Source organism: Candidatus Regiella insecticola LSR1, from assembly GCF_000143625.1.
In the GTDB taxonomy this organism is placed as follows: domain Bacteria; phylum Pseudomonadota; class Gammaproteobacteria; order Enterobacterales; family Enterobacteriaceae; genus Regiella; species Regiella insecticola.
On record NZ_GL379592.1, the window covers coordinates 326821 to 350871 of the forward strand.

The window sequence follows — 24051 nt, forward strand, 5'->3', positions numbered from 1 at the left end:
TGGAAAAATACGCTTTAAGCGAATCGTTGTGTGAGGAGATCAATGCGTATTTATCTTCACGCAAGCTTTTTATCAAACGGGGCGGCATTGTTGGTGCCACGCGTATTCATGTACCTGGCTCAACTAAAAACCGGCAAAATGGCCGCGATTCTGACATGAAAGCCGCCGGTAAAGGCAATCAGTGTTACTTTGGTATGAAAGTGCATATTGGTGTGGATACGCAAACTGGTCTGGGCATTCCCTGCTGGGAATCTCAGCAAATGTGGCCGATGTTTTATCTCCTTAACAGTACTCCATAACATAAATAAAATTCGATATCCGTATGTCGTAGTGCCATTTTTTCAACAGTTAGATGGCCATGAATAGAATAATAGTTGCATACACGACAATGAACGGTATAATCCATCCCGCTTCAAGCAGTATAGTATTTCAGTGCCGAAGTGGCGAAATCGGTAGACGCAGTTGACTCAAAATCAACCGCCTTCTGGGCATGCCGGTTCGATTCCGGCCTTCGGCACCATTAACAATTTTACAGCGGTCTACTCAAGTCTATTTTTCCCCGTAACTCATTAATATATCCAACAAAACCAGTCTACCAAGGTCAACCGTCGTCCATTGCATTCTACCTTCAAGTGGGGGCATAATTGGGGGCATCAGCCGATTCGATAAATAATGTGCCCCCAATGAAACTCAATGCCCGACAGATAGAGACAGCAAAACCCCAGGATAAACCCTATAAAATCACTGACGGTGGAGGATTGTATCTAGAGGTCACTCCTCGCGGCTCAAAATATTGGCGCATGAAATACCGCCGACCTACCGATAAAAAAGAAGATAGATTAGCCTTTGGTGTTTATCCGCTGGTTTCACTTGCTGATGCTCGGGCTAAACGTGATGAAGCGAAAAAACTCATTGCCAACGGTGTCGATCCCAAAGCAGTAAAGAGGGAAACACAAGCAGCAGTAACAGGTGAATTCACTTTTGAAAAAATAGCACGAAGATGGCACGCCAGTAATAAACGATGGGGTGAATATAATAGGGCACTAGTACTGCGTAGTCTTGAACAATATATTTTTCCTCATCTCGGTAAAACGGATATCCGTCAGTTAAAGACTAGTCATCTATTAGCACCTATTCGGGTGGTGGATGAGTCAGGAAAACACGATGTAGCACAACGACTTCAGCAGCGAGTGACGGCTATTATGCGTTATGCTGTACAAAACCATTATCGATAGCAATCCCGCTACAGATATGGCGGGAGCGTTATCGACAACTAAAGTTAAGCATTACCCCGCATTGCCACCTGGTCGATTTCCTGAATTATTAGCCCGCATAAGCGGTTATCGTGGCAGAAAAATGACACGTTTGGCAGTGGAATTGACTTTATTCACTTTTGTTCGTTCTAGTGAGCTACGTTTTGCATGCTGGCATGAGATTGACTTTGATCGCTCTGTCTGGGAAATCCCCGGTGAGCGTGAGCCAATCAAAGGGGTACGGTATTCTTACCGTGGTATGAAAATGAAAACGGCTCACCTTGTCCCGTTGAGTAGGCAAGCGATGGATGTTTTACAGCAACTCAAAGAACTGAGCAGAGATAATCAACGACTTTTCCCGGGCGACCATGATCCAAGCAGGGTAATGAGTGAGAACACGGTGAATAATGCATTGCGAGTGATGGGCTATAACACACAAACGGAAGTGTGTGGGCATGGATTCAGGACGATGGCTCGGGGTGCTATGGGGGGGAATCAGGTCTATGGGCTGAAGATGCTATAGAGCGCCAAATGAGCCATACAGAGCGCAATGGGGTTCGTGCGGCGTACATCCACACATCTGAACACCTAGAAGAAAGACGTTTAATGGTGCAATGGTGGGCAGATTATCTGGATGCGAATAGAGACTGCGCCATCACCCCCTATGAATTTGCACGGACGAAAAATGTGATGCAAAGGCTATTTAGCCAGTCAGCTTAGCGCTGGGTGAGTAGACGGTGCTAGTCTGAAATAGGCATTATGGCTTATGCGGTATAAATTGATTTAAAATAAAGGGTCAGAAAACAAGGTATCGATATCACATAGTCACTTTCTGCGAAGGGCTTTAGCTTGAGCCCATTTGTGCTCAATGGGATTCATGTCAGGAGAATACGTGGGGAGATATTCGAGAATAAAGCCAGCTTTCTGTATAGCAGTCTGGATGTCTTGGCGTTTATGGAAGCGCACATTATCCATCACAAGGACTGCCCCTGGAGGGGATTTTGGCAGTAAATCTTGGGTGACCCAGGCATAAAAAATATCGCTGTTGATATGGCAGTCGAAGGTACAAACCGTAGTTAATTTTCCGTTAAGCTGTGCACCAATGACATTAGTACGTGCTTTGGCATGGCAATCGTGTTGGCCGTAACAGCGCTTCCCTTTCACTGAATAACCATAAAGACGCGGCATATCATGAGCAAAACCGCTTTCATCCACGTTAGCCCTGGAGCTTAGTCTGAAAATCTTTTCGAGCTTGGACGTCGGCTTTGGGGGGATAAAATGTTTTTTTTATAGCTAAAACCCGCCCGCTTTAAGGCATCACAGATACCCCTGGCACTCACACCCATCCCGCCTTTAGGGCTTGCCTTCGGGTAATGACGACTGAGTTTGGCTAGAATTTTTTTCCCAGGGAACTATCTTATTCATTTGCGCTAAAAAGTCGGCTCGTCTCGTCGATTTCGTTTTCATTTCACTATTAACCTAAAAAAATTATTAATGACAGAATAGACTACTTTTATCGGTTCTTCAGGGTTTCTATACAGGCTACAACGCATAAATGCGCTAACGCCTTATCGCATTTTTAAACGTCTGCCGAATAAAGGCATGCCGCATGCAGGGTATCTGTGCCATAGCGAGTAAACTCAGATTACGCCCGATAACCAAAGGGAAGTCATTATTAGCAAATAAACGAATTAAACCATCCGTCGCCTTGATGGTTGCCTGCTGATCGTGACGCCGCCCTGATTCATATTCACTCAAAACCCGATATTCTCCCGGATCGACACCCGCCTGAACGGCTTGCACAATGCTGTTAGATAAAGCGATCACATCCCGCAAGGCGAGATTAAACCCTTGAGCAGCAATCGGATGTAATGTTTGCGCCGCATTCCCCACTAATGCGACGCGATGGCTAATATGACGCGATGCAGTCAATAAATGCAGAGGATGGCTATACCGCTTGCCCACTTGTAATATTTTTCCTAAGCGCCAACCGAAAGCTTGTTGTAATTCCGATAAAAAACGAGAATCAGACCAATTACCCACCTGTTCACGATCCCGTTCATTATGACACCAAACCAGTGAACAGCGCTGTTGTGACATTGGTAATAACGCCAAGGGGCCAGAACAAGTAAAGCGTTCAAAAGCCCATCCTACCGGTTTTTTTTCCGTCATAATATTGGCGACAACGGCTATCTGTTGATAGTCTTGCTGTTGCCACTGAATGTGACATGCACGACCCAATAATGAACCAGAGCCATCGGCAGCAACCAGTAATTTACCCGTTAATTGCTGCCCATTATCTAAAGTGACCCTGGCTGTTTTCTCTGTTCTTGTCACTTCGACCACTTTGGCCGGGCAAAATAAGCTAACGCAGGGCGCTTGCGCCAATAGCGAAAATAACCGTTTACCCATTTCAGGCAATTCAACAACCTGCCCCAGTGCCGCTATACCATAATCTTCAGCCGACAAATTAACCAAACCAGCGTGACCCCGATCACTCACCTGAATGTGCGTTATCGCGGTCGCACAATCCACCAGCGTCGGCCAAATGCCTAAATCGGTTAATTGTTGACAGGCTCCTTGTGTCAAAGCAATCGTCCGAGCGTCAAAGCCAGGATGACTTGTGTTATCGGGCGAAAGCGTTTCCACTAAAGCAATCGGAATTTTGCCATGACTTAAAGATGAAATAGCTAATGCTAAGGTGGCGCCTGCCATCCCCGCCCCAACAATAATAATCGTCATCAGTTCGCTGCGGATGCCATTAACATTTCAATGTCCTCCACCTCTTTTACAACGCCTGCCGTTAAATTTTCATTACCCTCTTCAGTGATCAGAATATTGTCTTCAATACGAATACCGATGCCTCTATATTCTTCTGGAACATCAGACGCATCGGCGGCGATATACAGACCGGGCTCGACGGTTAACACCATGCCGCTTTGCAATTTTCGATTCTTATTTTCGCCGTAATCGCCAACATCATGAACATCCATTCCTAACCAATGGCTTAAACCATGCATAAAGAAAGGGCGATGCGCTTTATTTTCTAACAATGATTCAACGTCACCCTGTAAGATCCCCAATTCAACGAGACCTGTGATCATGATCCTGGTTACCTGTTCGTTGACCTCACCAATACTGATACCGGGTTTATACCACGCCAATGCCGTATTCATTGATGCCAACACAATATTATAAAGTGCCCGTTGTTCCGGGCTAAATTTACCATTAATCGGAAAGGTACGAGTGATATCAGCAGCATAGCCTTGATATTCACATCCCGCATCAATTAGCACTAAATCGCCGTCACTCAGCTTAGATTCATTTTCAGTGTAATGTAAAATACAACCATTAGCGCCACTGCCAACAATCGTATTGTAGGCCGGAAAACGGGCGCCATTTTGGATAAATTCGTGCTGTATTTCACCTTCGAGTTGATATTCAAACATCCCTGGACGACATTTTTTCATTGCACGTAGATGCGCTTTCGCACTGATTTCTCCGGCACGACGTATGAGAACAATTTCTTCTGGTGATTTAAATAAACGTATTTCATGCAATAGCGGACGCCAATCAATTAATGTTGATGGTGCATGTGAACCACGGCGTAAGCGTTCTAATGTGGTCAATAGGATTTGATCAGCATACACATATTGTCCCAATGCATGATAAAGGATCGCATGCTGACTCAGCAGCAAATGTAATTGCTGATCAAATTCATCGAAACGGTAAACTTTTTCAATGCCTAATTCATCACGAGCACGATCTTGCCCTAAACGGCGCCCAGACCAGATTTCAGCGGCAGGATCACGCGCTCTATTAAACAGCATGCATTCGCATTGATTGTTAATTGCGCTATTTTTGACTAATATCAATACAGCTTCTGGCTCATGAAAACCAGTTAGATAACTAAAATCACTGTTCTGACGGTAAGGATATTCACAGTCATTGTTGCGGAATAGGATCGGGGCGGAAAAAATAATGGCGATACTGCCGTCTGCCATTTTAGCCAACAGTTTTTTGCGACGTTCTTGGTATTCTTGTTGCGTCATTACGTTGCCTTGAAATTTTTTAATTAATGAGATTATGTTGAATAAAGCGATACATGATGTTGTGATATACTTTTTTTTCTAGTGTTGGATATTTGGCACAAAGATATAGGCAGGAAGGTGACATGTCTGCACAACCGGTAGATATTCAAATTTTTGGACGTTCACTCAGGGTTAATTGTCCTCCAGAACAACAAGATGCGTTAAATACAGCGGCGGCAGATCTTGAACAACGATTGCATGATCTCAAAAATCGTACTAAGGTCAATAAAACGGAATGTTTAGCGCTGACCGCGGCTTTAAATCTCTGTCATGAACTTGCTCAGCAAACAAAGAAAATGCGTGAAGAAAACATAAAAAAGGCTGAGTTTTTAAATAAAATGGAACAACGTATCAGATTGCTCCAACAGGTTATTGAACAAGCTTTACCGAATCAAAATTGTATCTCTGAATCGCTGGAACAGGCAACTTGAATAAAATACTAGACCCTTTGTCACGCAGTAAGTTTCGAAAGAGGTCTACTGTCGAGTGATAGATTTCGGTGGTACATAAAAAAATTCTCTGAGATGTTTGCCAGTGGGCCAATCCCCTGAGCCGATATTTATGCTAATAAGAATGTGATGACTCGTTACCTGTGCGCATGCTCGGTACTAATGAGAAGCCTGAAGGTTATGGCGTTACGTTCGCCTTGAACCCTTGGTTCAAGGGTTACCGCCTACAGCGGCATCTCGCGGAGACCCCTTCATTTCATCTATTTGTAAACAATTCGTTTATGACGCTAAACGCGCAGCAGATTTTATTACGCCAGCAGATCAGGTCTGAGATGCGCCAGCGGCGCGCTTCGCTTTTGCCAGAACAGCAAGAATTTGCAGCAAAAATGGTCACTCGACGAGTGATTAATCATGAAAAAATCCAGCACGCCAAGAATATTGCTGTTTTTCTTTCTTGTGATGGCGAGATAGAGACTCAACCTCTGATTAAACAACTTTGGTTTCTACAAAAACAGGTTTATCTCCCTGTTTTACATCCTTTCAGCAAGGGTCATCTTTTATTTTTGCATTACCATGCCAACACACCACTGATTGTTAATCGTTTCAAGATCCCTGAGCCTCAATTAGACGTACGCACTGTGCTCCCGTTAGCAGAATTAGATATTATTCTCACCCCTTTGGTGGCATTTGATCGTCAAGGGAGGCGTTTGGGACGAGGCGGCGGTTTTTATGATCGCACCTTGCAATATTGGCAACAAAGCGGTTTTTATCCTATTGGCTTGGCGCATGACTGTCAGTTAGTCGATGAGCTGGTGGCTGAAGATTGGGATATTCCACTGCCTGAAGTCATCACCCCTGCCCAAGTTTGGCAATTTAAAAACCCATTTATTAGACCTCTTGCGAAACCTACTGAGTGACGCGGATCCTGATTCAGCTATATCATTCGGTATTTGATGCAGGCCATTGACCATTCTTGAGATCCCATCATTTATCCCAAAGTGGCCAAGTCAAATAATCTATTTTTTGCTGTAACTGTCCCTCGGTTGCTTTATCTACCGCGTTAAATATTGAAAATAAAAAAGTCAAAGAGCATCCTTTATACCCAGCAGTAGTAGCAGAAAAAGCAATGGGTAATACATCATATGCTGAATATATTATTTCATTTATGAATTTTTTTCGAATGAGTAGTGTTCCAACAACCGAACCGATTATGGTCGCTGCTAGCCTAATCCACGAACTGGGATCAAGTTTTAGCGTATTTATTTTGAAATGACCAGTAAGACCAAAGGGTTTTAATGTGGAATAACCTGTTATAAGACCAAGAGCGATACTAACAGAAGTAATGATTTCCATATATTTTGCCGGATCCCCTGTTATTGCTCCTAAACCACCGCATAGGCTGCCTAAAACCGATGCAATCTCAATACTATGCTTTTTAGCGCCACTTAGAGAAGCGATTAGGTTACCGACTGCCATTCCTGATATTGATGCCAAAAAAAGCTGTAATGATGGGTCATGTAAATGTTGTTGATTCAAACTACAGGCTGTTTTTTCTATTTGCTTTATTATCTCCGGTATGTAGTCGAGGCTGAACCATCCTGCAACAAATCCCATAGCTGCTGGGCCTAGAGTGGATATCTCACCCCCTAGATCTGTAGCAACAAGCGTAGCTATTTTCACTCCTGCCATACTCTTTTCAATTCTTTTATGTACTTTATTCTCAGCAATGAATTCAAATGCTTTTCGACATAGCTCAAGTATTTCTGAAATTAGTGATTGTTCCAATCGGGTCAGTGGTTTTTCTAGTGGGGTTGGTACTTGTTTTAATTGAATGGGTGATGCTCTTACAGAATCAAGTCGTTTTATCAGCTCTGATAGTTGTATTGAGTTTCGCTCTAGCGGCGTTACCCCAATGGGGAGACAATTTGTAATATTCGAGAGCATCTGGTTATATCTATTAATTTAAAAAATTAAGTTTCTTTCAGATTAATATGTTTTATAGAAATATCCGCAGTAAGAAATACGTTAAAGACGAGGATTACCATGCATTCGCAGAGGAGATAAATACCTCTCAATCAAGCTAAACTTTTACGCCGATAAAAGCGATAACATGATGCTAAAAGTGCACTTTTTTGGAAAACTTGCCAAACAGTAAAAACCGCGACTAAAGTTGGGGCTATACCCAATGAATTTCGAGTTACGGCAAGGCGGCAATCAAGCGAATCTCAGGAGTGTACAGGTAGTACATGACTGTGATGAGTGCGAGCTGCCAACGCCGCCGTAACTCGAAAGGCGAAGGGTATATAAACCAACAGAATAGGCTCTTAGCTAAATCAACAGATATAAATTAAGCTCGCCATCCGCCCGGTGATACCTTCACGCCGATAAGAAAAAAATTGGCTGGATTCCGTCACAGTACAACGCCCTCCTCCGTAAATCGCTTCAATACCTGCTTTTTGTAACCGTAATTTTGCCAATAAATAGATATTTGCTGAATACTCAGGGTCGTTGTCATGAGGGGTAAAGGCGAGGCTAGATTGCTCATCGATACGGGTAAATGCTTGCTTGACTTCAGCCCCGACAATAAATTGTTGTGACCCGATAGCGGGTCCTAACCACGCAAGAATAGTAGAAGGTTTAGCACGAAATTGCCTCAACGTGCTCTCAAGCACCCCTGCGCACAGCCCCCGCCATCCAGCATGCGCTGCTGCAACTTCGCTGCCATCGAATGAACAAAAAAGTACCGGTAAGCAGTCAGCGGTCATCACCGCACAAACCTGTTTAGGGATCTGGCTGTAAGCGGCGTCTGCTCGCCGATCTGGGCCACATTCTTTACCCACATTGAGTACTTTGATGCCATGCACCTGATCTAGCCAAATTGGCATATGAGGTAAATTGGCTTGCTTCATTAAGCGCAGGCGGTTAGCAATGACGTTAGCGGCAACATCACCTACGTCAAGACCAAGATTAAGCGAATCATAGGGAGATAAGCTTATCCCGCCATGGCGGGTAGTGCTAAAAGCCTTGACATTGACATTGGCAGGGGCAGGGGCAGGGGCAGGGGCAGGCCAAGCAGGAATGATTAAGCCATTTTCATCCATATTTTTGCTCGTCGACTATTTTTTTATCTGCTTGTAATGCCGAGATCAAATCAACGATATCTTGTGGTAAAGCAGCTCGCCATTCCATTTCAATACCACTGATAGGATGTTTTAAACGGAGCATACTGGCATGCAGTGCTTGACGATCAAAACCCCGCAGTATTTTGATAAAAGCATCAGATGCCCCCTTAGGATGACATGCGCGGCTACCATAGAGTGGATCCCCCACCAGCGGATGTCTAATAAAAGACATATGAACGCGGATTTGATGAGTACGGCCTGTTTCCAAACGTAAACGAAGATGGGTATGCGCTCTGAAATGTTCCATAATGCGGTAATGAGTGACTGCGGGTTTGCCCATAGGATGTACCGCCATATGTGTTCGTTTGCTGGCATGGCGAGCGATTGGCTCTTCAACGGCTCCGCCGGCTATCATGTTACCGATAGCAATCGCCTCATATTCGCGCGTGATTTTGCGTGCTTGTAACGCCTCCACCAAATGGGTTTGTGCGGGGACGGTTTTAGCGACCACCATTAAGCCAGTCGTATCTTTATCCAAACGATGAATGATACCTGCCCGTGGAACATTGCTGATGGCAGGATAATAGTGCAGTAGTGCGTTCAATATTGTACCATCAGCGTTGCCCGCACCGGGATGAACAACCAAACCACGGGGCTTATTAATGACTAAAATATCGTTATCTTCGTAAACAATATTTAAAGGGATCTGTTGAGGTATCGAACGAACATTTTCTTTGATTTCAGCATTAATGGTGACCGATTCGCTACCAAGCACTCTTCCTTTGGGTGTGTTAATTTTTTTACCATTGACGAGGACGCAATCTGCCAAGATCCATTCTTTGATACGAGAGCGTGAATAATCAGGAAACAATTCAGCCAAAGCTTGATCTAAACGTTGTCCAATTTGTGATTCAGCGACTGTTGCGCTGAGTTGTAATTTTTGTACCATAATATGCGGCTTCTTTTGTTAACGTTGGGTTTTGACGGCAAAGCCGTTTAATATAATAAGTTATTGCAGAGACTGCTCCCTGCCCTATTGGGCGAGGCTTCTACTTCAAAGGCGAAGGGTAGAGCGTCGCTCAAGAAGATTTGGAACAGGCTCTAAAAAGTTTAATAAAATAACACTCCGAGGATAATAAAACGTCATGAAACGCATAAAATATCTGGTCGCGACCGCCATTTGGAGCTTATTGTTGATGGGCTGCTCCAACAGTAACGACGTTGTTCCCGACAGTCCACCTACTGAGCTTTACACTGATGCTCAGCAAAAATTACAGAGTGGCAACTTTCAGGGCGCCATTACGCAACTGGAAGCCTTAGATAGCCGTTATCCTTTCAGTGCGTATTCATCACAAGTTCAGTTTGATTTGATTTACGCTTATTACAAGTCGGCAAATTTGTCGATGGCTCTGGTATCGATCGACCGCTTTATGCGTCTCAACCCCACACATCCTAATATTGACTATATGCTATACCTGCGTGGTTTGACCGATATGGCATTAGATGACAGTGCACTACAAGGCCTTTTTGGTATTGACCGTTCAGATCGTGATCCAATATATGTACTTGCTGCTTTCCGTGATTTCACTCAGTTGATTGAAAATTATCCAGACAGCCAATACGCTACGGACAGCCAAAAACGGCTGTTATATTTAAAGAATCGACTCGCTAAACATGAACTGGATATCGCACGATACTACACTAAACGGGGTGCTCATGTCGCCGTTGTTAACCGTATAGAACAGATGATGCAGAACTACCCTGATACCCAAGCAACCCGCGATGCTTTACCCTTGATGAAAAATGCCTATGAACGGTTGCAATTAAACGAACAAGCAGATCAAGTCGCCAAATTGATCGCGGCGAATCCAGTCGGCGGAGAGTGAAAGTATCGCTAATTAGTTCGTTTTATACCCAATGAATTTCGAGTTACGGCAAGGCGGCAATCAATCGAATCCCAGGAGTGTACAGATAGTACATGACTGGGATGAGTGCGAGCTGCCAACGCCGCCGTAACTTGCAAGGCGAAGGGTATATTGATCAAATCATATTCTTCAGCTGATATATCCATTCCAAAGCCTGTCGAGGTGTGAGTGCATTGGCATCTAGACCGGCTAATGCCTCTATTGCCGGGGCTACTTTTACTGGTGGGATCTCTGCTGGTAACGCCTTATTTTGATATTTTTTAAATGGCGCATGATTATATTGTGGATCACCATCGTTGCTTGCGGGAGTATGGTGCGTAACAGATTCCAATTCTTTTAATTTTTGCTGCGCTCGCTGTATCAGATGGCGTGGGACACCCGCTAATGTCGCCACTGCCAGACCATAACTTTTACTCGCCGCCCCTTCTTGTATGCTGTACATAAAAGCAATGGTGTCATCATGCTCCATTGCGTCAAGATGGACATTCACCACCCCGCATAAATTGTCTGCTAACCTTGTCAGCTCAAAATAATGTGTAGCAAATAACGTCATTGCTTTAATGCGCTGGGCGAGATCTTCGGCACAAGCCCAGGCGAGGGAGAGGCCATCGTAAGTAGAGGTTCCACGGCCAATTTCATCCATCAAAACCAGGCTATTTTCTGTAGCATTATGTAAAATATTTGCCGTTTCAGTCATCTCTACCATAAAAGTTGATCGGCCAGAGGCAAGATCATCTGCTGCGCCAATCCGAGTAAAAATACGATCAATTGGCCCAATCTCTGCCTGTTCTGCAGGGACAAAACTGCCTATGTAAGCCAGTAACACAATCAGTGCTGTTTGACGCATATAAGTACTTTTACCGCCCATATTAGGCCCGGTTAGCAGTAGCATTCGACGTTGTGAAGAAAGCAATAATGAGTTGCTAATAAACGGCTGTTTTGACACGGTTTCAATAACGGGATGACGTCCCTTGGTAATAGTAATTTCAGATTTGTCATGTAAACGCGGGCAAACATAATTTAGTACGTTTGCCCTTTCAGCCAGATTGGTCAACACATCGAGTTCAGCTAAAGCACTAGCGCTAGATTGTAAAGCCGGAAGGTGGGGCAGTAACAAATCAAAAATTTCTTCATACAATATTTTTTCAATGGCGAGTGCTCTTCCTTTGGAAGTGAGTACTTTATCTTCATACTCTTTCAGTTCCGGAATGATATAACGTTCCGCATTTTTGAGCGTTTGTCTGCGTACATAATGTATCGGAACAAGATGGCTCTGTGTCCGATTCACTTGAAGGTAGTAACCGTGCACGCCGTTAAAACCGACTTTCAAGCTATCTATCTTTAATTTTTCCCGTTCACGGATCTCCAGTTGATCCAAATAGTCAGTAGCGCCATTCGCCAAGGCGCGCCATTCATCCAATTTAGCGTTATAACCTGGCGCGATAACACCGCCATCACGTACTAATACCGGAGGAGAATCAACAATCGCTCGCGTTAACAGATCCAGCAATTCATCAAATTGCCCTATGTGTGATAGCAAATTTTGTATGTGAGTCGTTTTATTTGATTTGAGTAAATCATGAATTTCAGGCAGTTGTTGAAAAGCATGACGTATTCTTGCTAAGTCCCTCGGCCTGGCTGTACGCAATGCTAATCGCGCCAATATGCGTTCTAAATCACCCACCTGACGCAGGGGCGGTTGTAAATTAGTCGCTATCGGCTGTAATTCTTGAATCGCTTGCTGCCGATGAAGAAGTACGCTGTTGTCTCGCGTTGGCATGTGTAACCAACGTTTCAACATCCGGCTGCCCATTGGCGTCACGCTGTGATCTAAAATTGCGGCCAGGGTATTCTCACTGCCTCCTGATAAATTTTGTGTCAGTTCTAAATTACGACGAGTAGCGGCATCCATCATAATGCTGTCCTGCTGACGTGCCATAATCAGTTCTCGAATATGCGGTAGCGCAGTACGTTGAGTATCTTTAACATATTGCAACAAGCAGCCAGCTGCCCGGAGTGCCAAATCAGCTTGTTCGACGCCAAATCCGCTTAAATCTTGTGTGCCAAACTGCCGGTTGAGTTGTTGTCGCGCGGTTTCAAGTGAAAATTCCCACACAGGACGGCGTCGCAGTCCATGACGTTGTTCGATCAGCGCCATGTCTTCAAATGTTTCTGAATATAATAACTCGACAGGATTAGTACGCTCTAATTCTGCCATCATGGCTTCCCTATCGGCGGGTTCGGTGATTAAAAAACGACCCGAACTAATATCTAATGTTGCATAACCAAAACCCTGCGTGCCCTGACGCCAAATTGCGGCCAATAAATTATCTTGTCGTTCTCGCAACAGGGCTTCATCACTGACCGTACCAGGGGTCACAATGCGGACGACTTTTCTTTCTACCGGACCTTTGCAGCTGCTGGGATCGCCTATTTGTTCACAAATCGCCGCCGACTCACCCAATTGAACCAGTTTAGCCAAATAATTTTCGATAGCATGATAGGGGATCCCTGCCATAGGAATCGCTTTTCCAGCAGATTGGCCACGTTTAGTTAAAGAAATATCCAATAACTTTGCGGCTCGTTTAGCATCGTCATAAAAAAGCTCATAAAAATCACCCATGCGGTAAAATAATAATATTTCAGGATGTTCACCCTTTAGACGAAGATACTGCTGCATCATCGGGGTGTGTGCGTCTAATTTTTCATTTCTATGCATGCTATTATTCCATTAAAATTTATTAGACTTCTTAGGGTCTGTTGGAAATCTCTTATGCTCACTCAAGAAGATAAAGCGAAGGGTAATAGCCGAATCAGTTTAATTTGATTCAAGGCTGAGGCGCGCAGACAGTACAAATAGTACGGCAAGCGACGACAACACTTAAATCAAATTAAACTGATTCGGCTATAAAGGAAAGCCTAAAGGGATTTCAGCTCATAGGTCACCGATAATTTTTTCTACTAACCCTTTCGTAGATCCGTTAAAATCGAGGCTTTCCATGATTTTTACCCATCCACGATCCAACGTAAGATATGACTATTATGTTTGAAATCAGTCCGATAAAAAAAAGTATTCAAGATTTTACTGAACGAACAAAGATCCTTCGGGGGTATCTTTGACTATGATGTCAAACAAGAAAGACTAGAAGAAGTTAGTGCTGAGCTGGAACAACCTGATGTTTGGAATAAACCAGAGTATGCGCAGCAATTAGGTAAAGAGCGCTCAACGCTTGAAGCAATAGTGTTAACCATTCAGCAACTTGAGCGACAATTGGCTGATGTAAATGGCTTGCTGGATTTAGCCGTTGAAGAAAATGATGAAGCAACTTTTAACGAAGTTCTCGCTGAATTAAAAGCAGTTGAAAATAACCTCATTCAATTAGAATTTCGGCGTATGTTTTCAGGGGAATACGATAGCGCCAACTGTTATTTAGATTTGCAAGCCGGCTCGGGAGGAACCGAAGCACAAGACTGGGCCAATATGTTGCTACGCATGTATTTGCGTTGGGCTGACGCGAAAGGCTTTCAAACAGAAATTATTGATTCCTCTGACGGCGACGTGGCGGGGCTAAAATCGGCAACGATTAAAATTATCGGCGATTATGCTTTTGGCTGGTTACGGACAGAAACCGGGGTTCATCGTTTAGTGCGAAAAAGCCCGTTTGACTCTGGCGGTCGTCGTCACACATCTTTCAGTTCAGCTTTTGTTTATCCTGAAATAGATGATAAGGTTAATATTGAAATTAACCCAGCAGATTTACGTATTGACGTTTATCGTGCATCCGGTGCTGGTGGGCAACATGTCAATAAAACTGAATCCGCCGTCCGTATTACTCATATTCCTACCAATATCGTCACTCAATGCCAAAATGATCGCTCACAGCATAAAAATAAAGATCAGGCAATGCAGCAACTGAAAGCAAAGCTATACGAATTTGAAATGCAGAAAAAAAATGCGGACAAGCAGCTGCAAGAGGACAATAAATCAGACATCGGCTGGGGCAGTCAAATTCGCTCTTATGTGTTAGATGATGCACGGATTAAAGATTTACGCACCAATGTGGAAACACGTAATACACAGGCTGTCCTCGATGGCGATCTAGATAAATTTATCGAAGCAAGTTTAAAAGCCGGGTTATAAGGAACATCAATGTCAGAGCAAAAACCATCAATCATTGAGCAAGCAGAAACAGAGCTTAACGAACAACAAGTGCGCAAAACAAAATTGGCGGCAGTGCGTGAAAACGGCATCGCTTTCCCCAATGATTTCCGGCGTGATACTTTATCTCATGAGTTGCATGAACAATATGATAATAAAGATAATGATGATCTTAGCAAGCTTGATATCAAAGTTAAGGTTGCGGGTCGTATGATGACCCGCCGTATTATGGGCAAAGCCTCATTTGTTACGCTGCAAGATGCCGGTGGGTGTATTCAGTTATATGTCGAGCGTGATCATTTGCCAAAAGAATTTTATAACGAAAAATTTAAAAAATGGGATTTAGGCGATATCTTAGGCGCTCAGGGTACCTTGTTCAAAACCAAAACCGGCGAACTTTCCATTCGTTGCACAGAGCTACGCCTGTTAACAAAAGCATTGCGTCCACTGCCGGATAAATTTCACGGTCTTGCGGATAAAGAAATGTGTTATCGTCAGCGTTATCTTGATTTAATCGTTAATGAAGAAGCCCGCCGTACATTTAAAATACGATCACAGCTGATTGCCGGTATGCGCCAATTTATGGTGGATAAAGGCTTTATGGAAGTGGAAACCCCCATGATGCAGGTGATCCCCGGTGGCGCGGTGGCGCGGCCTTTTATCACTCATCATAATGCGCTCGATATCGATATGTACCTGCGTATTGCCCCTGAACTGTATTTGAAACGCTTAGTGGTTGGCGGTTTTGAACGTGTATTCGAAATTAACCGTAATTTCCGTAATGAAGGCCTTTCATCCCGCCACAATCCAGAGTTCACCATGATGGAACTCTACATGGCCTATGCCGATTACCGTGATTTGATGAAACTAACCGAAGAACTTTTTCGTACACTGACTCAAACCGTGTTAGGTAGTAATATCATCACTTATGGCGATAATACTTTTGATTTCGCTAAGCCCTTTGCCAGATTGACAATGAAAGAGGCGATTTGCCAATATTGCTCACAAATTGATGCACCCGATCTTGATAAAATGGATAAAGCGGTAAAAATTGCCCAATCTCTCGGCATTAAAATAGACAAAAATTGGGGATTAGGTCGCATTCAGTGTGAAATTTTTGAAGCAACAGCTGAAGAGCATCTAGTACAACCCACCTTTATTACTGAATATCCGGCAGAAGTCTCCCCATTGGCACGCCGTAACGACGATAATCCTCTTATCACTGATCGTTTTGAATTTTTTATCGGCGGGCGTGAAATAGGCAATGGCTTCTCTGAATTGAACGATGCGGAAGATCAGGCCGAACGTTTCGATGCACAAGTGAAGGCGCGGACAGGAGGGGATAGCGAGGCGATGTTCTATGATAAAGATTACGTGACAGCATTAGAACATGGCATGCCACCCACCGCGGGTCTCGGTATTGGTATTGATCGTATGGTGATGCTGTTTACCAATAGCCATAGCATTCGTGATGTCATACTGTTCCCAGCCATGCGTCCCCATTAGACTTCTTGCATAACCTACTGCGTGGGTGAATTCGGCGTTACGCGGTGCTCGCAATCCTCATGTACTCGCGTGGTAACGAAGGTTGCTGCGCTCCGGGCGCCTTGACTTCACACCCCTCGCTACGGTTTTGCAAGAAGTCTATTAAATTACCTTTAAATTGGAAAGCCTCGTTCAATCAGCAAGAAATGTTGTTTAAATATTCCAGGAACCCTCTATGTCGATAATTTCATCTCAACAGGCCGGCTGCAGGCCGTCAATTCTTGGGGGAACCATGATTGTTGCCGGTACTGCTGTGGGTGCTGGTATGTTTTCAATTCCCATTGTAACGGCGGGAGTATGGTTTAGTGGCGCTGTGCTGCTACTGACCTATACCTGGGTTTGCATGTTTATTTCTGGCTTAATGATTTTAGAAGTCAATCTTAACTATCCAACCGGTGCCAGCTTTCACACCATGGTCGGTGATCTGTTGGGCAAGGTATGGAGTGCTATCAACGGCCTGTCGATTATCTTTGTATTATATATTTTAACTTATGCCTATATTTCCGCTGGGGGGTCGATAACCTCTCACACGTTGGAAAAAATAATGGATGTGAATCAAACCGAAGCGACTTTGATTTTTGCCTTGATCGTCACCTTTATCGTTTGGTTATCTACTCGTGCGGTTGACCGTTTAAGCACGATTTTAATTATTGGTATGATAGTCAGTTTTGTTTTTTCAGTCAGCGACATGTTTACACATGTTCAAATCAAAGTGTTATTTGATCAAGATGATAATAATGCTCGTTATTTACCCTATGCATTAGCAGCATTACCTTATCTCTTAACGTCCTTTGGTTATCACGGTAACGTCCCTGGATTAGTGAAATATTATCAAAAAGACAGTCGCGCCGTAGTAAGTTGCCTATTGTATGGCACCTTAATTGCGTTAATCATTTATTTTCTGTGGCAATTTGTTATTCAAGGAAATATAACCCGTGATGTTTTTAAACAAATTATTGCCGAGGGAGGTAACATTGGCAGTCTACTCAAAAACATGGATACCATCTGCGATAGTCGTCTCACCAATCAGTTGCTTAATGCTTTCTCTTATATGGCGCTAACCAGTTCATTTTTAGGCGTATCACTTGGCCTATTTGATTATATAGCCGATTTTTTTAAATTTTCCGATGAAAAAAGTGGCCGTGCTAAAACCGCGCTTTTGACTTTTTTGCCCCCCACATTAGGTGCACTGTGTTTCCCTAATGGTTTCTTGTATGCCATCGGTTTTGCGGGTTTAGCCGCGACCATCTGGGCGGTTATTGTTCCGGCGCTAATGGCACGTGCTAGTCGCGATCGTTTTCCACAGGCGAGTTATCAAGTCCCGGGAGGCCAGGCGATGATCATTTTTATTGTGATTTTTGGCCTGCTTAATGCGTGCATACCTATTGCTACGTTATTAAATTTATTACCGCTCTATCAGTAAACAATTATGGACGCCTTATACCCGCAGCCAACAACGCGGCGGCTTCAAAGGCGAAGGGTATATAAGTAGATTTCACTCATACTCTATTTTGTAGTATGGTGACAGTAGCTGAATCAAGGAGAGCATTATGGCTATTAAATTAATTGCAATTGATATGGATGGAACCCTACTCGATCCAAATCATACTATTACTCCAGCGGTAAAACAGGCCATACATGACGCTCAACAAAAAGGAGTGTATGTCGTACTGACGACCTGACGGTCTTATATCGGAGTACAAAAACATCTACATAAATTGAATTTACATAATGAGCATAATTTTTGTATCACCAGTAATGGCGCACTGGTACAAAAAGCCATGACTGGGGAATGTATATCACAGGAGACACTGAGTTTTGCCGATTATCTCGAATTAGAAGCATTAGCGCGAGACTTAGGGGTACATTTCCATGCTATTGATTTTGATTGTTTATACACCGCCAATCAAAATGTTAGCAAATATACGTTGCATGAGGTTGCACTGACCGGTATTCCAATAAAACGTCGCGCTGTCAGTGAAATGAATACCACATCACGTTTTCCTAAACTCATGATGGTTGATGAACCTGAAATATTAGATAACGCCATTGCCCGCATTCCGGCAGATGTACATAAACGCTTTACTTTTGTAAAAAGCGCAGCGCATTTTCTAGAAATTTTGAATAAACAAGCCAATAAAGGCGCTGGGGTGAAAATACTGGCAGAGCACCTTGGCATTGCTCAAGAAAATGTTATGGCATTGGGCGATCAAGCTAATGATAGCGAAATGATCCATTATGCAGGTATCGGTGTCGCCATGGGAAATGCCATTCCCGAACTGAAAAAAATAGCCCAATATACCACCCACAGCAATGCAGAGGACGGTGTTGCGCACGCAATTAAAAAATATGTTTTGAATTAAATCCTAACTGACTCAGTCATATCGATATGCTATAAGAGCTGCTTAAATGGCACTTTAATTATATTTAATAGGGATAATATGGTTACTCTTCATACCAATCACGGTGATATTGTTATTAATACTTTTGATAGTAAGGCTCCCATTACCGTGAGGAATTTTTTACAACATTGCCGCCAAGGATTTTATAATGGCACTATTTTTCATCGTGCCATCCATGGATTTATAGTCCAAGGTGGTGGCTTCGAGCCAAATATGCAAGAAAAAAAGCACAGCCTTCAATCAAAAATGAAGCGAATAACGGCCTAAAAAATACTCGGGGCACGCTGGCAATGGCGCGAACCCACGATCCACACTCGGCCAGCACGCAATTTTTTATTAATGTTGTTGATAATGATTTGCTAAATTTTCGGTCAGAAAAAACTGATGAGTGGGGCTACTGTGTTTTTGCAGAAGTGACCGCTGGTTTGGATTTGATTGATCAAATAGAAGAAATGGTGACAGTTTCTCATGGTATCCATCAAGATGTGCCGATAGACGATATCATCATTACACATGTCACTTGCAGTGAATAACTTTACAGCATGAGCACGATTTTTATTGCAGATTTACATCTTAGCGTTCAGCGCCCTGAGATTAACGCTAGTTTTATGCGTTTTTTGCAACGTGAAGTGCTTCATGCTGATAGTTTATATATTTTGGGTGATCTTTTTGATACCTGGATTGGTGATGATGACCCCGAGCCACTACATCGACAAGTGGCCGGGGCATTAAAATCGCTACACCAACAAGGTGTTCCTTGCTATTTTATTCACGGTAATCGGGATTTTTTGATCGGTAAAAATTTTGCCGCCGAAAGTAAAATGACGTTGCTCGCGCAAGAAAAAATCGTGACCTTGTATGGTCGTAAAATCTTACTATTGCATGGTGACACTTTATGTATTGACGATATTGCCTACCAACGCTTTCGCCATGTAGTACATAATCCAGTAATTCAGCGTTTTTTTCTGTGGTTACCTTTTCATCTCCGTTACCGTATTGCAATGCAGTTACGTCATCGTAGCCAACAAAGTAATAGCGATAAATCGGAAACCATTATGGACGTGAATCAACAAGCTGTTATTGATGCATTACAACGTTACCATGTTGACTGGATGATTCACGGACATACCCATCGTCCTGCTGTTCATTCTATTGAACTGCCAATAACAACATCACCGATAAAAACCGTTCATCGAGCCGTATTAGGGGCATGGCATAATGAAGGCTCGATGATTAAAGTCTCTCCAGAAACCATTGAGTTGATCCGCTTTCCTCTGTAATCCTCTTTATCATGTCTCAAAGCCAATAAACTGAAACTGTGAACCTATTCACAACATATAAATGTATTGTTGAAAATTTGGTTAATATTTTGCGAACTGTTTTCACGTTTTTATCTTCCACTCTGAATTTATCATTTACCTGATCTACAATGGCCACATGAAAACCCATGTTGCAATAAAAATCAACCATCTTATTGTAAGACAAAAGGGTATTAGCCTAATTGAATTAATGCTTGTTATTTTTTTGGCTAGCCTAATGGCGATTTGGGGTGGAAAAAATTGGTATCTTTATCAACAACGGGAACGCTTGGTGATGAGTGCACAACAGCTGCTATCTTTTCTCACTCAGATTAAAGCTGATGCTGACTGGAGTAACCGTAATATTTCGTTGTGGATACACCAGGCTAATGGATCCTGTGTTGGCAGTGGCAGCATGAAGAAAATATCCTGTGAGGAAAAAGATAATAAGGTATATACCCCAGCTTATAACGATATTTTATTAAATACCTTTGCACAAAATGAAATGGGATTTTATGGACGGCGTAATACAGCCCAGCCCGGACACTTTATTCTCTCTAATTCAGCAGGACGTATTCGGCTAGTTATATCAAATCGGGGCAGAATGAGACTATGTAGTGAAAATAAATCGATAGCAGGGATTACCGCCTGTCGTTAACCAAAACCAGCAGAGCATACGACGGGTCGCAATTAGAGAAAATAAAATTGTGTATAAATTTAATCTATACCCGCAGCCAATAACGCAACGGCTTCAAAGGCAAAAAATATATCAACGTAATAAAGGATTCACATTACCAGAGATAATGATAGCGTTGAGTTTTGGTAGTTTGATTTTATTGAGCGCGGTAAAAATTTATCCACAATTTCGCCAACAAGTTTCAATCCTGTATCAGCATTACCGACTTGAACAGATAATGAGACAAGGCATCTTTACTATTGAAAAAGATTTACGGCGGGCAGGATTTTGTAAAAAAAATGTTTCGGATCGGCAATAACCCTCAGTCAATATCGAGGTGAAATTGAAAATTCTTGCATAATTATTGCTTATGATCTTAATCGTAATGGCCACTGGGAAGAAGAAGGGCATGAAAATTCTGAATATTTTGGTTATCGGCTACACAATGGATCCTTAGAGGCACAGCGAGGCGGCAAAACTTGTTTTAGTAACGGTTGGGAAAAACTATTTGATCCACGAGATATCCAAATAACCCATTTTACAATCACAGATTTAAACGATTTAACACCAGGGAATTTATTCAAATTGCAACTTTCCGGTCATTCAGTACGCAACCCCAGGATTCAGTTGCAGATAAACAGTGTAATTAATGGTAAAAATTTATGAAATCACTGTACATACCCAATGAATTTCGCGTTACGGCAAGGCGGCAATCAATCGCATCCCTGAAGTGTATACCCTTCGTCTTTGAAGTTGCCTTCGGCTGCCAGGGCGACCGACCGATGAGCGTAGACAACTAGGTAATTCGGGCGAACACCCACCGCCAACAACACGACGGCTTCAAAGGTGAAGGGAGTACATGACTGGGATGAGAGCGAGCAGCCAACGCCGCTGTAACTTGAAAAGCGAAGGGTATTATATATCCACAGTCTTTCAAGTTGTCGCTAGGCGGCTAGGGCGTGAGACCGATGAGTGTAGACAATTAGGTGATTCGGGCGAACACCTGCAGCCAACAATGTGGCGGCTTCAAAGGCGAAGAGTATATCAGCAAGGTAGCTGCATTCTAATGACTGTAATGATATTTTTTACGTTGAGCCTACTGCTATTAACGGGGCTACACCGTCAATTAGAATATGCTATTCGCATTACTCATTACGAACAATCTTACCTACAAGCTTATAACCAAGCAGCTTCGTCACTAAGCTGGGGAATAACTCGCCGTTGGCCACTTAAATCCTTGCAATATAACAAGTCACGATATTACGGAAAATGGACGTGTGAAAAACAAGCATTCCATGGTCTCAAAGCCTGCATTAAAGCAGAGGCAGCTTCCAACCTGCTATGGCTAAAAGGAGAGGAGAGGGCGCCGTGCCCAACCAAACTCAAAAGATTGTTTTATACCAACAGGTTGCTCCGGTAATAGATCCTTCTACTATAGATCTTCAAAAAGTAGTGGGTATTGCACAACGGTGGCTTGATTTTTGTCCAGAGAGAGATGAAAAATTTTGTGCCGACTAATTAAAATATTTTATATACCCAATGAATTTCGCGTTACGGCAAGGCGGCAATCAATCGAATCCCAGGAGTGTATCCCCTTCGTCTTTGAAATTGCCTTCGGCTGCCAGGGCGACCGACCGGTGAGCGTAGATAGACTACGTGATTCGGCGAGCCGCCGCCGCCAACAACGCGGCGGCTTCAAAGACGAAGGGGATAGTCAGGATTTTTATAATCAAAAACGGGTAATACCGAAAAAAAATAGGCGATTGACATACCAGCAAGGTTTCAGTCTACCAGAAGTCGTTATTGCAGCTTTATTACTCTCAGTATCTTTACTTGGACTACTGCAATACCAACAAACATTACTACAACGTTTTCAGCAGCAATGGCAACTAAGACAAGCGTGGTCACTCGCCCAACAAAACATTGAAATTTTAACCAATAAAGATACATTTCTGTCTGGAGCTCAGCTACCAGAGCCTGCCAAAAATTGGCAATACACTCAGAGTAGAGAGCCGCTCGATGAAGATTGTATAAAACTAAATGTTAGGGTTACCACGCCACAAAAGCAAAATGTCAATTTGAGCCGCTGGTTTTGTGATTTATAGCCGAATCAGTCCAATTTGATAGATGGATACCGTCTTGATTACGTCTTGGCAAGGACTATTTTTGGATCAAAAGGAATGCCTGATTTCAACACACCATACGCCAGTTGTAGTAATTTTCGTATTACCGCACAGACGCCGACTTTCTCCCCTTTATGGCGTGATACGAGTCGTTGCCACTGCACTTTCACTATCGCTGACAAATATCTTTGATCATATCACTGGCATGCTGGACACTTTCTTCAGCATATACTCATTCAACTTGAAGGTCTGGATTAGATGGTTTGGAAATTATCGTTAATTCTGCCCCTGAGAAAGGGAGCAATTTTTACCAATGTACTATCAAAAAATTCGGCTATAGCCCCACGAAACTCTTTGGCTGAAGAGAAAAATCGGTTGTTTCTGACACGCTCGTTCATGACCTTCCATAATCGCTCGATGGGATTAAGATTAGGGCTATAAGGGGGTAAATAATGGAGTACGATAGCCTTCTCTAATGCGGCGTCTTTGACTCGCTGACTGCAATGATAGCCAGAATTATCTAAAATAATGTGTATCTTTTGTGCATCAGGATAAGCAGTTTTGAGCTGCTCAAAAAAAGCGACGGGGGTTTCTGAATTCACCTGCTCAGGACGGGCACTGACAACCTTCATGGTGCTCAATTCAATAGACCTCTTCGGAAACTATCATTTATCTAATTTCCATATTATAAATTGCAGCAATCAGATTAAATCTTAATCCAAAACGTTTTCGCCTGTTTCGATAACGGTCTGATACAATTTTAAATCTTTTAATCATACCAATGACATGTTCGTTTAATACACGCTGGCTTGATAACGCACGATTGTTGCGTTTATCTTCTTTTGTTAAGGGATTTTTCTTTGTCTTTTTCTTAGGCAACGCCGAGTTTGAATGAATCTTGCCAAGCCCTTGGTAACCTGTATCGGTAACTGTTTTGATGTCAGGATGTATTCGCACACCAGACTCCTTAAACAACCTAAAATCATGGCGCCTCCCATTCGTAAAGCT

General features: G+C 43.1%; 21 protein-coding genes, 1 tRNA gene, 1 other RNA gene and 5 pseudogenes. 19 read left to right on the plus strand and 9 right to left on the minus strand.

Annotation, left to right across the window (positions count from 1 at the left end; genetic code table 11):
* Positions 1–26: 26 nt before the first annotated feature.
* The 3 genes and pseudogenes from REG_RS07300 (at position 27) to REG_RS07310 (ending at position 1973) form a co-directional block, all read left to right on the plus strand.
* Entirely contained in the window at positions 27–299 is a 273-nt protein-coding gene (locus REG_RS07300; protein WP_050749355.1) for a hypothetical protein, read from the plus strand.
* Between the two features lie 135 nt (positions 300–434).
* Positions 435–520: transfer RNA gene (locus REG_RS07305), tRNA-Leu, on the plus strand.
* Between the two features lie 163 nt (positions 521–683).
* Positions 684–1973: pseudogene (locus REG_RS07310) on the plus strand (tyrosine-type recombinase/integrase).
* Between the two features lie 105 nt (positions 1974–2078).
* On the opposite strand, the gene REG_RS07315 reads toward REG_RS07310, so the two are convergent.
* The 3 genes from REG_RS07315 to pepP all read right to left on the minus strand — a co-directional run bounded on the left by REG_RS07315 (position 2079) and on the right by pepP (position 5305).
* Positions 2079–2468, minus strand: a complete 390-nt coding sequence (locus REG_RS07315) for a transposase (protein ID WP_071985193.1) — start codon at positions 2466–2468, stop codon at positions 2079–2081.
* A 345-nt stretch (positions 2469–2813) separates the two neighbouring features.
* Entirely contained in the window at positions 2814–3995 is a 1182-nt protein-coding gene (gene ubiH / locus REG_RS07320) for a 2-octaprenyl-6-methoxyphenyl hydroxylase (protein WP_006705060.1), read from the minus strand.
* Positions 3995–5305 carry a Xaa-Pro aminopeptidase gene (pepP, locus tag REG_RS07325; RefSeq protein ID WP_006705061.1) on the minus strand — a complete coding sequence of 437 codons (1311 nt, stop codon included), beginning with the start codon at positions 5303–5305 and terminating at the stop codon, positions 3995–3997. Before pepP ends, ubiH begins: the two co-directional genes overlap by 1 nt.
* Before the next feature lie 122 nt (positions 5306–5427).
* Between pepP and zapA the strand changes: the two genes are divergently transcribed.
* From zapA to REG_RS07335, 3 genes are all read left to right on the plus strand, one after another.
* Positions 5428–5775 carry a cell division protein ZapA gene (gene zapA, locus REG_RS07330; protein WP_039907722.1) on the plus strand — a complete coding sequence of 116 codons (348 nt, stop codon included), beginning with the start codon at positions 5428–5430 and terminating at the stop codon, positions 5773–5775.
* Positions 5776–5857: 82 nt separating this feature from the next.
* A non-coding RNA gene (gene ssrS / locus REG_RS11340) (6S RNA) lies at positions 5858–6043 on the plus strand.
* 31 nt (positions 6044–6074) lie between these two features.
* Positions 6075–6710: a 5-formyltetrahydrofolate cyclo-ligase gene (locus REG_RS07335; protein WP_039907820.1), complete on the plus strand. Its 636-nt coding sequence runs from the start codon at positions 6075–6077 to the stop codon at positions 6708–6710.
* 67 nt (positions 6711–6777) lie between these two features.
* On the opposite strand, the gene REG_RS07340 is transcribed toward REG_RS07335, so the two are convergent.
* The 3 genes from REG_RS07340 to rluD form a co-directional block, all read right to left on the minus strand.
* Positions 6778–7737 (minus strand): hypothetical protein, encoded by a 960-nt coding sequence (locus tag REG_RS07340; protein WP_006705064.1) that lies wholly within the window; start codon positions 7735–7737, stop codon positions 6778–6780.
* A 389-nt stretch (positions 7738–8126) separates the two neighbouring features.
* Positions 8127–8894, minus strand: a complete 768-nt coding sequence (yfiH, locus tag REG_RS07345) for a purine nucleoside phosphorylase YfiH (protein WP_006705065.1) — start codon at positions 8892–8894, stop codon at positions 8127–8129.
* Positions 8887–9864, minus strand: coding sequence for a 23S rRNA pseudouridine(1911/1915/1917) synthase RluD (gene rluD, locus REG_RS07350; RefSeq protein ID WP_006705066.1), 978 nt, complete (start codon positions 9862–9864; stop codon positions 8887–8889). The genes yfiH and rluD overlap by 8 nt, the downstream gene beginning before the upstream one ends.
* A gap of 196 nt (positions 9865–10060) precedes the next feature.
* Between rluD and bamD the strand changes: the two genes are divergently transcribed.
* Positions 10061–10801 carry an outer membrane protein assembly factor BamD gene (bamD, locus tag REG_RS07355; protein ID WP_006705067.1) on the plus strand — a complete coding sequence of 247 codons (741 nt, stop codon included), beginning with the start codon at positions 10061–10063 and terminating at the stop codon, positions 10799–10801.
* A gap of 154 nt (positions 10802–10955) precedes the next feature.
* Here the strand turns inward: bamD and mutS are convergent, their stop codons facing one another.
* Complete coding sequence (mutS, locus tag REG_RS07360; RefSeq protein ID WP_006705068.1) at positions 10956–13559, minus strand: DNA mismatch repair protein MutS; 2604 nt, start codon at positions 13557–13559, stop codon at positions 10956–10958.
* Positions 13560–13882: 323 nt separating this feature from the next.
* On the opposite strand from mutS, the gene prfB reads away from it, so the two are divergent.
* The 12 genes and pseudogenes from prfB to REG_RS14670 all read left to right on the plus strand — a co-directional run bounded on the left by prfB (position 13883) and on the right by REG_RS14670 (position 23025).
* A protein-coding gene (gene prfB / locus REG_RS07365) for a peptide chain release factor 2 (protein ID WP_141553640.1) occupies positions 13883–14981 on the plus strand; the annotation gives its coding sequence in 2 pieces (ribosomal slippage) (positions 13883–13957 and positions 13959–14981; 1098 coding nt in all).
* Between the two features lie 9 nt (positions 14982–14990).
* Complete coding sequence (gene lysS, locus REG_RS07370) at positions 14991–16505, plus strand: lysine--tRNA ligase (protein WP_006705070.1); 1515 nt, start codon at positions 14991–14993, stop codon at positions 16503–16505.
* A gap of 214 nt (positions 16506–16719) precedes the next feature.
* The gene (gene mtr / locus REG_RS07375) at positions 16720–17967 is read left to right on the plus strand and encodes a tryptophan permease (RefSeq protein WP_006705071.1); all 1248 of its coding nucleotides are present in this window, start codon (positions 16720–16722) and stop codon (positions 17965–17967) included.
* 127 nt (positions 17968–18094) lie between these two features.
* A pseudogene (gene yidA / locus REG_RS07380) lies at positions 18095–18907 on the plus strand (sugar-phosphatase).
* Between the two features lie 78 nt (positions 18908–18985).
* A pseudogene (locus REG_RS07385) lies at positions 18986–19479 on the plus strand (peptidylprolyl isomerase).
* 9 nt (positions 19480–19488) lie between these two features.
* Entirely contained in the window at positions 19489–20226 is a 738-nt protein-coding gene (locus tag REG_RS07390; RefSeq protein WP_006705072.1) for a UDP-2,3-diacylglucosamine diphosphatase, read from the plus strand.
* Between the two features lie 157 nt (positions 20227–20383).
* A complete protein-coding gene (locus REG_RS07395) occupies positions 20384–20902 on the plus strand; it encodes a prepilin peptidase-dependent protein (RefSeq protein ID WP_006705073.1) in 519 nt (172 codons plus the stop codon).
* A 145-nt stretch (positions 20903–21047) separates the two neighbouring features.
* Positions 21048–21586: pseudogene (locus tag REG_RS14490) on the plus strand (prepilin peptidase-dependent protein).
* A complete protein-coding gene (locus REG_RS13370; RefSeq protein ID WP_176603469.1) occupies positions 21583–21720 on the plus strand; it encodes a hypothetical protein in 138 nt (45 codons plus the stop codon). The pseudogene REG_RS14490 and the gene REG_RS13370 overlap by 4 nt, the downstream one beginning before the upstream one ends.
* Positions 21721–21779: 59 nt before the next feature.
* Positions 21780–22340, plus strand: coding sequence for a DUF2509 family protein (locus REG_RS11345; protein ID WP_087943409.1), 561 nt, complete (start codon positions 21780–21782; stop codon positions 22338–22340).
* On the plus strand, positions 22262–22438 hold the full coding sequence (locus tag REG_RS14665; protein WP_141553641.1) for a DUF2509 family protein: 177 nt from the start codon (positions 22262–22264) through the stop codon (positions 22436–22438). Before REG_RS11345 ends, REG_RS14665 begins: the two co-directional genes overlap by 79 nt.
* Before the next feature lie 224 nt (positions 22439–22662).
* On the plus strand, positions 22663–23025 hold the full coding sequence (locus REG_RS14670) for a prepilin-type N-terminal cleavage/methylation domain-containing protein (RefSeq protein WP_039907823.1): 363 nt from the start codon (positions 22663–22665) through the stop codon (positions 23023–23025).
* Between the two features lie 272 nt (positions 23026–23297).
* Here the strand turns inward: REG_RS14670 and REG_RS07415 are convergent, their stop codons facing one another.
* Positions 23298–23675: an IS630 family transposase gene (locus REG_RS07415; RefSeq protein ID WP_087943410.1), complete on the minus strand. Its 378-nt coding sequence runs from the start codon at positions 23673–23675 to the stop codon at positions 23298–23300.
* Between the two features lie 37 nt (positions 23676–23712).
* Positions 23713–24051: pseudogene (locus REG_RS07420) on the minus strand (IS5-like element ISRein1 family transposase); the annotation flags it as partial.